At 69.0% G+C, this 9814-nt stretch carries 11 protein-coding genes; 10 read left to right on the top strand and 1 reads right to left on the bottom strand.

Annotated features, from left to right (window positions below):
* Nucleotides 1–203 precede the first annotated feature (203 nt).
* The gene (locus VF330_RS01390) at nt 204–962 is read right to left on the bottom strand and encodes an NmrA family NAD(P)-binding protein (protein WP_330849611.1); all 759 of its coding nucleotides are present in this window, start codon (nt 960–962) and stop codon (nt 204–206) included.
* Between the two features lie 74 nt (nt 963–1036).
* On the opposite strand from VF330_RS01390, the gene VF330_RS01385 reads away from it, so the two are divergent.
* The 10 genes from VF330_RS01385 (at nt 1037) to VF330_RS01340 (ending at nt 9608) form a co-directional block, all read left to right on the top strand.
* Nucleotides 1037–1384 (top strand): helix-turn-helix domain-containing protein, encoded by a 348-nt coding sequence (locus tag VF330_RS01385; protein ID WP_330849610.1) that lies wholly within the window; start codon nt 1037–1039, stop codon nt 1382–1384.
* 355 nt (nt 1385–1739) lie between these two features.
* Nucleotides 1740–2597, top strand: coding sequence for a gamma-glutamylcyclotransferase (locus tag VF330_RS01380; protein WP_330849609.1), 858 nt, complete (start codon nt 1740–1742; stop codon nt 2595–2597).
* A 66-nt stretch (nt 2598–2663) separates the two neighbouring features.
* Nucleotides 2664–3290, top strand: coding sequence for a DUF4232 domain-containing protein (locus tag VF330_RS01375; RefSeq protein ID WP_330849608.1), 627 nt, complete (start codon nt 2664–2666; stop codon nt 3288–3290).
* 76 nt (nt 3291–3366) lie between these two features.
* Nucleotides 3367–3798, top strand: a complete 432-nt coding sequence (locus VF330_RS01370; RefSeq protein WP_330849607.1) for a hypothetical protein — start codon at nt 3367–3369, stop codon at nt 3796–3798.
* Between the two features lie 240 nt (nt 3799–4038).
* On the top strand, nt 4039–4299 hold the full coding sequence (locus tag VF330_RS01365; RefSeq protein ID WP_053731857.1) for a hypothetical protein: 261 nt from the start codon (nt 4039–4041) through the stop codon (nt 4297–4299).
* Nucleotides 4299–4550 (top strand): hypothetical protein, encoded by a 252-nt coding sequence (locus VF330_RS01360; protein ID WP_330849606.1) that lies wholly within the window; start codon nt 4299–4301, stop codon nt 4548–4550. Before VF330_RS01365 ends, VF330_RS01360 begins: the two co-directional genes overlap by 1 nt.
* Entirely contained in the window at nt 4550–7366 is a 2817-nt protein-coding gene (locus VF330_RS01355; protein ID WP_330849605.1) for an FtsK/SpoIIIE domain-containing protein, read from the top strand. Before VF330_RS01360 ends, VF330_RS01355 begins: the two co-directional genes overlap by 1 nt.
* Nucleotides 7366–7809, top strand: a complete 444-nt coding sequence (locus VF330_RS01350) for a hypothetical protein (protein WP_330849604.1) — start codon at nt 7366–7368, stop codon at nt 7807–7809. The genes VF330_RS01355 and VF330_RS01350 overlap by 1 nt, the downstream gene beginning before the upstream one ends.
* A complete protein-coding gene (locus VF330_RS01345; RefSeq protein WP_330849603.1) occupies nt 7810–8523 on the top strand; it encodes a GNAT family N-acetyltransferase in 714 nt (237 codons plus the stop codon).
* Nucleotides 8524–8603: 80 nt separating this feature from the next.
* The gene (locus tag VF330_RS01340) at nt 8604–9608 is read left to right on the top strand and encodes an NADP-dependent oxidoreductase (protein WP_330849602.1); all 1005 of its coding nucleotides are present in this window, start codon (nt 8604–8606) and stop codon (nt 9606–9608) included.
* Nucleotides 9609–9814 lie beyond the last annotated feature (206 nt).

The following is a 9814-nucleotide window of genomic DNA, read 5'->3' as shown; positions in this document are numbered from 1 at the left end:
GCGATTGGGGCTTGACTTCGGGGCCCTTGCGAGGCGCTGTGGTCGGCCGGAAAACGGCCGGACGCTTCGCGACCGGCCGAGCCCGAGAGGGGTAGCACCTCGCACCCAAAGTCAAGCCCCAATCGCACAAGAACGGGTGGGTTCACCGGCTCTGGTCGGCGTCAGGGGTGACGGCTCGCCTTCGGCATCGCTTGGGTTGGGTGTCAGATGGCGATCGGGCGGGAGGGGCGGCCGAGCAGCTTCTCCAGGTCCGGGCGCACCTCGGCGAAGACGTTCTCGCGGATCGCCTTGAAGAAGTCCACGAAGATCGCCGGGACGCCGGCTGCGATCAGGTCCTCGTCGCTCACGTCCTGGAAGCGGTCGCCTGCCAGTTCGGGGAAGGACCAGGAGGTCGAGCCGGTGAGCTCGTAGGTCTGGTTCTCGTGGCCCTCGGTGGTCAGGGCCACGGCGGCGGCCAGGGCGTAGTCGTCCCGGGCCGCGCTGGCCACTCGGCCGTCCTTCGTGGAGACCGCGACCGTTTCTCCGGAGAGGGCTCCCACGTAGTTCTCGTGGTACATGCCGTTGCGCAGGAACGTGTAGGTGATGCCGGTGGCCTTGATGGCTTCCTCGGTGGCCTTGTGGACCACGGCCACGCCCACGGTGGACGTGTCGGCGTCGGTGATGCTCGTGTAGAAGATGTGGCCCACGCCGGCTTCGACGGCCTTGGCGATGGCGTTCTCGTGCTGCTGGATCCGGGTGTCGGTGTCGGGGGCCTCGCCGGACACGATCAGGAGCTTGTCCGCGCCCGTGAAGTCGAGGGTCTCGGGCTGTTCGAAGTCGCCCTGGCGGACCTCCACGCCCGTCAGCGTGAACTTCTCCGGGTTGCGGACGGACACGATGACCTGCTCCGAGGTGCGGTCCAGGACGTAGCGGACCACTGCGTTGCCGAGCTGGCCGGTGGCTCCGGTGATGAGGATCGTCATGAGGCCAGCATGCGGTTAGCGCTAACCTGTGGAAAGTACCTACTTTGGAGTAGGGTACTTACTCGGAGGTGAGCATGCAGGTCACCGTGTGTCCTGAGCGGGCGACGATGGAGCACATCACAAGCAAGTGGGGTGTGCTGGTGTTCCAGGTGTTGTCCGACGGCGGGTCGTGGCGGTTCAGCGCGCTGCGGCGGGAGCTGCAGGACGTCGTCAGCGAGAAGATGCTGACGCAGACGTTGCGGACGCTGGAGCGCGACGGATTCGTGGACCGGGACGTCAAGCCCGTCATCCCGCCGCACGTCGAGTACGCCCTGACGCCGCTCGGCAAGGGGGCCGCGTGCCACCTCGTGGCGCTCGCCCATTGGATCGAGTCCAACCAGCCCGAGGTGTCGCAGGCGCAGCGGCGCTATGACAACCCCTGAGCCGGGCCGGAGCCTTCACCGGTAGACATCGGAGTTGTCACCCGATTGCTTAGTGAAGGTTCTCACTGTTTCCGCTGAAGACCGAGAAAGACCTCGGATGGGTCACGATCAGGGGGCGCATTCTGGGGCCTGAGACTGGCACAATGGACCAATGGCCCAACCGTTCACCGACGAAAGCCATCCGGCGGAGCCCTATCCGGGCACTCGTCCAGACCACTGTTTCGTTCACGTGGACGAAACAGGCTGGCCAGTGCGCCCGGATCTCACGATGGAGTCGGGATGGCGGGTTGAGCCTGAGAACATCGATCTAGACCAATGGCTCGCAATCCACGGCGAGCCCCCGCTGGCTGCGCGAATGCCGGTGCTCGGGTACGGCTCCAACGCCAACCCGAGCAAGCTGACCTGGCTCCGCGAGGAGCTCGGACTCACGGGCCCCGCTGTCGTGCTCCGCGCACGGTGCGAGGGCCTTTCTGCTGTCTGGGCGGCCGGACTGCGCCTGCGTGACGGGCAGCGTCCCGCCACTCTCGCGGGCGCGCCCGGCGTCGTCGAGGAGCACTCCATCTGGTTCGCCACGCCTGAGCAACTGCGGGTGCTGGACCGGTGCGAGGGCCGCGGTCTGCGCTATCGCCTTGTACGCCTGCACACGGGCCGTGTGGTGCTCTACAACGGTGGCGTCATCGACAGCGTTCTCGCCTACACGGCGGGGTCCAAGAAGCGGATGCCCGTGCTCTTCAACGGCCGTATGGTCCGATGCGCGGACGTGTCGCAGCGGGGCGCACGCGTGCTGGGCGAGAGGCCTGCCATGACGGACGGACTCGAGGTGACCGAGGTCCTCGGCGACCCGTCGGCCGACGACTGGCCGGAGCTGCTGTTCGTCTACGGCACGCTTCAGCCGGGCGCAAGCGCTTGGCAGCTGATGGAGCCGCACGTCGTGGAGTCCGAGGAGACCCACCTGCCCGGCACGTTGTTCGACACCGGCCTCGGCTACCCCGCGCTGCGTCCCGGCGCCGGCCTCGGCGTGCCCGGCTTCGTCCTGCGGCTCCGGTCGCCGGAGGTCGCGCTGCCGCTGCTCGACGAGTACGAGGGCGGCGACTACCGGCGCGTGCGCGTCGTGCTGCCCGACGGCCGGATCGCGTGGACCTACATCTGGACCGCGGCGGTGCAGGGCATGTCGGAACTTCCGGACGGTTGGGACATCCACCAGATCCGGTGAATTTCCGGCACGTTGCGTTGGCTGGTGGAAATTCGGGCACATCCTTCGGTGGTAGGAGGTGCACCCATGACTCGTCGGTTGATCGCAGGTGGACTGCTGGTGCTCGCTTCCGTCACGGCTTGCGGGACGAGAACGCCGGACAACGCGTCGCAGACGCTGCCGACCTCGGCACCGTCCTCCAGCTCCAGCGCCAGCCCGTCCACCAGCGCCAGCCCGTCCACCAGCGCCAGCGCGTCCCCCTCGCCGGTGGCGGAGTCCGGCGCGGCCGCGCCCGCCGTGCAGCGCTGCAGCTCGGCCTCGCTCCAAGGCGACATCGTCCCGACGGACGCCGGCGCCGGTAACCGCTACGGCAGGTTCGTCGTCACGAACTCCGGCTCGGCGCCGTGCACGCTCAGCGGCTACAGCGGCTTCCAGCTGGAGAACGCCTCCGGCGCGGTGCCGACGAAGCTGGAGCGCAAGGCCGACCCCGGTCCCACTCCCCTGACGCTCGCGCCGGGCGGCAAGGCCTCGGCGAACCTGCACTGGGGCGTCATCCCCGCGGGCAACGAGCCCGTTGAGGGGTCGTGCCAGCCGGAGCCCACGAAGGCCGCCGCCATCCCACCGGACGAGACGGCGCCGCTGAGCGTGCCGTGGACGCTCGGACCGGTGTGTTCGGGCGGCCGGATCGAGATCAGCGCGTTCTACGCCTCGTAGCCGGTCGTCCTGGCCGGAGGAGTCACTCGGGTGCTGGAGTTCGCGCGGCGGGTCATCTGACACCATTTCGGGTGTCATGGACGAAGACGACCTCGTGCTGCTGATCACCGTGGTGGTCGAGGCGGCGGACGAGCAACAGGCGCGTGCCGCGTGCGACGCGCTCATCAGCCGTGCGGGCGCCCGGATCGTGGACGCCCGCGACTGCTCCGACGAGGAGCCGGGCTGCTGGGCCGTCGTCATCACCCGGCCGAGCACCGAGAAGGCCACCCACAACGTCTCCGCGGCCCTCGCACGGGCCGTCCGGACCTTCGTGCGCGGACTGGGCGACGGCTTCTCCACGCCCCGTGTGGCGTGCGAGCCGCCCACGGCGTGGACGGTTCTGGACGAGCCGGAGCTCATCACGGCGCTCGTGCCGGGCGCCGAGCGCGTTCTGGTGGAGGTCTGGGCGGGGGATGACCCGTTCGGTGCAGGCACTTTGCGTGACAACGCGGCTTCGAAGCCGTCGTAATTCACCCGGCCGATCGCCGCTTCCGCACAACAGGCTGTAGGGGCTTCTGTGAGCGTCACTACACGCTCGGTCAGGGGGCCAGCGCCGCGCCTAACTGATCATTAAAGCAAGGCCCGTTCGAGTGGATTCAGGCATCTACCCGGTTAGCGCATCTTCGCTCTCAACTGTGAAAATCTGGGCACAATCTCTACAGAGGGTGGTTGTACGACCACTCTGTTCCGGGAGGGTTCGGGAGCCGACATGGCCAGCATCGAAGAGGTCCGTGCCGCAATTGCCCAGGCGATCGACAAGGCGAGCCAAAGCCAGTCGGCCCTCCAGCAGGCGGCTGAGCTCGCCGAGGACGCGCAGCAACTGCTGACATCGGTCACGCAGGGCTCCGTGCAGGCGGACGTCGAGACGACGAACGCCCAGTTCCAGCAGGTCGTCTCGGGTGTGAGCGAGCTGCAGAACTACCTCGGCGCCGGCATCTCCGGGGCCGAGGGCATCAACAGCAGGCTTTGATGGCGTCCATCGCCGAGGTCCGCGCCGCGCTCGAGCAGGCGAGCGAGATCCTGCGCGAGTCGTACCGGAGCGTGCGGTCCGCGCAGGAGGGCCTCGACGAGGCCGTCGCCATCCTGGCCGAGTCGAGCGAGAACCACCACGAGTCGCTGCTTCCAGTGGAGTTCGTGCGCGCCAAGGAAAGATTCCCCGATCAGCTGGAGTTGATGGTGGGAACCCTGGAGCGGATACAACGACTCACCGTGGAGCTGTGATGAGCAGGCGGGACGACCGGCGGCGAAAGGTCGAGGAGGCCTTCGAGGTGTTCCAGCGCGCCGTTTCGGCCGCGCTGGGGTCCGTGGCGCGCGAGCACAGGGCGCTCGCCACGGAGCACGCGAAGGACGTGTTCGAGTTCACCGTGCGCGGGATGGGCGTCGACAAAGCGTTGCAGGACAGCGCTTTGACGAACGTGACGCCGTTCCTCGTGGTGGACGAGAAGCGCCCCTCGAACCCGCGCCAGGCACCGCTGTCGATGGCCGAGTTCCAGGACCGCCTCGCCCAGATCAGGCACGACTGGCAGCAGTCGTACCACGAGTGGACCACGACGGGCCCCGACCAGCTGACCGAGCTGGTGAACTCGGTGGCCCGCGGTCCCGCCTCCTGGCCGCACGAGTCGTGGCTCGGCCATCCCGGCACGCACGACGGCAGCGAGGGCGTTCCCGAGCTGTGGCGGATCGGCACGGGCGTCGTCACGTCCGCGCCGGAGGCCGCGCCGTTCCCCGTCGCCGTGCCGTTGCTCGACCAGTCGCACCTGCACGTCTCGTCCACTCCGGACAGCCGGCAGCTCGCCGACACGCTGGTCGAGTCGCTGCTGCTGCGGGTGCTCTCGCACTTCCAGCCGGGACTCGTGCACGTCCACGTGTGGGACGTCGGCCAGCTGACCGGGTCGCTGCCCGGCCTCTACCCGCTGACCCGCGCGAACCTGTTGACGGTGCACGACCCGGCGCGGCTGCACGAGCTGCTCGACGAGCTGTCCGAGCACATCCGCCAGGTGCACACGAAGGTCCTGGTCGACGGGCACCTGACCGTGCGGTCGGTGAGCGGTGAGGGCCGGCGCACCGAGCCGTGGCGGATCGCTGTGCTGTTCGGCAACCGCAAGGCGTTGAAGGAAGAACACCAGCAGCAGCTGCAACGCGTGGCGCGCAACGGTTTGGCGTGCGGCGTGCAGCTGTTCATCGTGGACATCCCCATCACGGTCAACTCGCCGGTGGAGACGGTCTCGTTGCGCGGTGACGGCACCGCGACCTGCACGATGACCGGCAAGCACGTGCGCGTGACGCTCGACCCGCCGTTCCCGCGGACGCTCGTGCCGCGGGCCTGCGCCGCCATCGCGGAGAAGCGCGAGGAACGCCGGTCGCGGATGGGCACGTTCGGCGACCTGCTGCCGGACCGGCCGTGGACGGAGAGCTCGGCGGCCGGGGTCATCGCGCCGGTCGGGTTCGACGACGGCGAGCAGGTCTGCGTGCAGCTCGGCGACACCTCGCCGCACGCGTTGATCGGCGGGCCGTCCGGTTCCGGCAAGACGAACTTCCTCTACGCGATGCTCGGCTCGTTGTGCGCGCGGTACTCGCCGGACGAGCTGGAGCTGTACCTGCTGGACTTCAAGGAGGGCGTGTCGTTCGCGCAGTTCGCGCCGGGCCGCAAGGACCCGTCGTGGCTGCCGCACGCGCGCCTGGTCGGCGTGAACGTCAACACCGACCGCGAGTTCGGCGTGGCGCTGCTGCGGTTCCTGTCCGACGAGATGCGCCGGCGCGCGGACGCGGCCAAGCAGCACGAGGTCACCAAGCTCGAGCACCTGCGCGCCGAGGACCCCGGTGGCCGCTGGCCCCGGATCGTCGCGGTGATCGACGAGTTCCAGTACCTCTTCGGCGAACGCGACCAGGTCACCGCCGCCGCCACGCAGCTGCTGGAGGACGTGGCGCGCCGCGGCCGTTCGCAGGGCATCCACCTCGTGCTGTCGTCGCAGGACGTCTCGGGCATCGAGGGGTTCTGGGGCAAGTCGGCGATCTTCGAGCAGTTCACGGTCCGCATCGCGCTGCCGAAGGCCCGCCGGGTGCTGGCCGAGCCGCAGAACGACGCCGCGGTGGAGCTCCCGCGCTGGCACGCGGTGATCAACCACGAGTCGGGCGTGAAGCCGGGCAACGAGATCTGCCGCATCCCGGACTCGACGTCCAAGGGCACCATGGACTTCCTGCAGACCGAGCTGTGGCGCCGCGAGCCCGGCCAGGCGCCCGGTCTGTTCGACGGCAGCAAGATCCCGCTGATCGACGCCGTGCAGGACTTCTCCGACCTGCGACCCGGTGACGCATCGCCTACCGTGCTCCTCGGACAGGTCATCGACGTCGCGGGCAGCGCGGCACGTGTTCGCTTCGCCCGCACGCCGGGCCGCAACATCGCGGTGATCGGCTCGGTGGTCCAGGACGCGGCCGCGGTGCTCGGCGGAGCGGCCGCGTCACTGGGCAGGCAGCACCACCCGCACGAGGCGGTGTTCACGCTGGCCTGCCTGGTCGAGGAGGCGATGCCCTCGGCGTTGCACCTGTCCAAGCGCCTGAGCGCGGCGGGACACGAGGCCCCGGTGATCGGCATCGAGGGCTTCCGCGACGTGCTGAACGAGACCGCGGCCAGGCTGCAGTCGATCGGCAAAGGCGAGGCGGACACGCCGCTGGCACCGCACTACCTGGTGCTCTACGGCGTCGACGCCGCACAGACGTTGCTGGAGCAGAAGGATCCGGTGACGAGGACGTCCGCTTTGGACAGTCTGCGGACCGTGCTCAAGCACGGCCCGGAGAACCGCACCCACGTGCTGGGCTGGTGGCGCGGCGTGCAGCGGCTCAAGGCGGCCCTGCCACCCGGTGTGTACGACGACATCGGCGCCTGGGTGGCGTTCGACGTCCAGGGCAAGGAACTGCTGTCGCTCGGACCGGAGCAGGTGATGGCGTGGTCACCGCGGCCCCGCCGCGGCCTGTTCTTCGACAGGTTCGAGCACTCGCGACCGCAAGTGATCATCCCGTTCGACACAGGAGAAGCGTGATGAACCCGATGATGACGACCATGTTCGACCCGGTCCCGTCGCAGCGCAGGAGCGAGGAGGTGATCGGAGTGCCCACCGCGTCCGCTGTCGAGCGCTACAAGGAGATCATCGCCATCGCCACGGAGGCGGCCGCCCGCCAGCGCAAGCTGGACGAGGTGCGGTGCGCCGAGCTCGCGGAGCGGCTGGCGGCGACCCAGGAGCAGATCGCCGAGGTCCGCGACCGCGAACGGGTCGTGCGGATGGGCGCCGCCCTGCACTGGGAGCAGGCCGTCGAACAGCTCTGGAACGAGCGCTGGCTGCAGATGGTCACCTTCCCGCTGCCGGACGAGACGGTCCTGCCCCGCCCGCAGGGCGACTACAACAGGGCGATGGACGACGCGTACCAGGCGCTGGAGGACTCGCTCGCGAAGCGGACGCTGTTGCGCCGCAAGCAGAAGGACTGAGTGCGCCGCCTGCGCACCGCGGCCTCGGTGCAGGACGCCAGCGACGACTCCCTCGTCCGCTGGGCGGCCCAGGCACTCCAGGCCGGCGGTGCAGCCTGGGAACACCACGGCGCGGTGGCGGTGCACGCCCCGTGCCTGGCCAGACGACGCCGTCTGATCCTGTCCGGCCCGCCGGAGGGCGTGGCCTCGCTCCTGGCCGCGCACGGCCGGGGCGTTGAGCTGCGCCCGTTGATGGAACGCCCGCTGGCCTTGCAGGTCAACGAACTGATGCCGTCGCCGTGGGTGGAGAACAAGCCGTTCGGCTGGATGGACCGCACCGGCACCCTCGACCTGCCCGACGAGGCCGGCTGGCTCACCGACACCGGCCAGGTGAGCCCGCTGCTCGAAGCCGCCAACCCGAGCTCCTGGGCCTGGCCGGGCGAGAAGGGCGTGGCCCGCTGGGCGGGCGTCCACGACGCCGGCACCCTGGTCGCCACGGCAGCAGAGGCCTGGTCGTCGACGGACGTCGGTTTCATGATGGGCGTGGCCGTCCACCCGTCCCACACGGGCAAGGGCCTGGGTCACCGCGTGTGCCAGTTCGTCACGTCGTCCCTGCTCACCCTCTACGGCACCGCCGCCCTCTTCGTGGAGAGCTACAACGCGGCGGCCATCGCTCTGTACCGCAAGCTCGGTTACGCCTACCGAGAGGTCACGACACTTCTCCCTGCGGCTTAGCTCACATCCAGGAACAGTGGTCCACGACAGCCGGTTGAAACGGATAACTGATCCGCAAACAGGATGGAGATGGCCAGACCATGACCACCGCACTGGAAGTCCGACTCGCCTCCCGCCCGAAGGGCTGGCCGACCGAGGACAACTTCGAGATCGCCGAGGTGGAGGTCCCCACCCCTGCCGAGGGCCAGATCCTGGTGCGCAACGTGGTCATGAGCGTCGACCCGTACATGCGCGGCCGCATGAACGACACGAAGTCGTACGTGGCCCCGTACCAGGTGGGCGCCCCGCTGGAAGGCGGCGCGGTGGGCGAGGTCGTCACCTCCAACTCCCCCGACTTCGCCGTGGGCGACCACGTCCTGCACGGCCTGGGCTGGCGCGAGTACGCCCTGGTGAACGCCAAGCACGCCGTGAAGGTGGACGGCAACGTGGCCCCGCTGACGACGTACCTGGGCGTCCTGGGCATGCCGGGCCTGACCGCCTACGCGGGCCTCCTGGCCACCGCGGAGTTCAAGCCGGGCGACGCCGTCTTCGTCTCGGGCGCGGCAGGAGCGGTGGGCCAGATCGTGGGCCAGATCGCCCGCCTGAAGGGCGCCTCGCGAGTCATCGGCTCCGCGGGCTCCGCCGAGAAGGTCAAGCACCTGACCGAGGAACTGGGCTTCGACGCCGCCTTCAACTACAAGGACGGCCCCGTGGCCGAACAGCTCGCCAAGGCCGCCCCCGACGGCATCGACGTCTACTTCGACAACGTGGGCGGCGAACACCTCGAAGCGGCGATCAACTCGCTGAACCTGAACGGCCGAGTCACCATCTGCGGCGCCATCTCGCAGTACAACAGCTCCGAGCCCCCGACCGGCCCGCGCAACATCATCCAGGTCCTCTCGAAGCGCCTGACGATCCGCGGCATGCTGGTGGGCGACCACCAGGCCCTCCAGCCGAAGTTCGTGGAGGAGGTCGCGGCCTGGATCGCCAAGGGCGATCTGAAGTACTCGGAGACGATCGTGGAGGGCGGCGTCCGCAAGGCACCGGAAGCTTTCCTGGGCCTGCTGAAGGGCGAGAACACCGGCAAGATGCTGGTGAAGTTCTAACGCGAAGCGCGAAGCCGAAGGCGAGCTCTCAGCTTTGGCTTTTGCTCTTGGCTTTTGAGCGAAGCTCTCCGCGGTGGGGTTCCCGTCACGAGTCGCACCACAGCTCTTGCTGCGCCTGAGGGGGTATGTCAAACGGCCACGCTTTTCGGCCGTTTGACATACCCCCTCAGGCGTGGCTCGCTCTTGGTGCGGCTTGTGACGGGAAC

Source organism: Lentzea sp. (assembly GCF_036380075.1).
Classification (GTDB): Bacteria; Actinomycetota; Actinomycetes; order Mycobacteriales; family Pseudonocardiaceae; genus Lentzea.
Note: the sequence above shows the minus strand (reverse complement) of the source record. Positions and strands in the feature narration are given on the sequence as shown.

Coding starts and splice junctions, on each gene's coding strand:
- VF330_RS01390 (WP_330849611.1), bottom strand. CDS start 962: ATGACGATCCTCATCACCGGAGCCACCGGCCAGCTCGGCAACGCAGTG.
- VF330_RS01385 (WP_330849610.1), top strand. CDS start 1,037: ATGCAGGTCACCGTGTGTCCTGAGCGGGCGACGATGGAGCACATCACA.
- VF330_RS01380 (WP_330849609.1), top strand. CDS start 1,740: ATGCCGGTGCTCGGGTACGGCTCCAACGCCAACCCGAGCAAGCTGACC.
- VF330_RS01375 (WP_330849608.1), top strand. CDS start 2,664: ATGACTCGTCGGTTGATCGCAGGTGGACTGCTGGTGCTCGCTTCCGTC.
- VF330_RS01370 (WP_330849607.1), top strand. CDS start 3,367: ATGGACGAAGACGACCTCGTGCTGCTGATCACCGTGGTGGTCGAGGCG.
- VF330_RS01365 (WP_053731857.1), top strand. CDS start 4,039: ATGGCCAGCATCGAAGAGGTCCGTGCCGCAATTGCCCAGGCGATCGAC.
- VF330_RS01360 (WP_330849606.1), top strand. CDS start 4,299: ATGGCGTCCATCGCCGAGGTCCGCGCCGCGCTCGAGCAGGCGAGCGAG.
- VF330_RS01355 (WP_330849605.1), top strand. CDS start 4,550: ATGAGCAGGCGGGACGACCGGCGGCGAAAGGTCGAGGAGGCCTTCGAG.
- VF330_RS01350 (WP_330849604.1), top strand. CDS start 7,366: ATGAACCCGATGATGACGACCATGTTCGACCCGGTCCCGTCGCAGCGC.
- VF330_RS01340 (WP_330849602.1), top strand. CDS start 8,604: ATGACCACCGCACTGGAAGTCCGACTCGCCTCCCGCCCGAAGGGCTGG.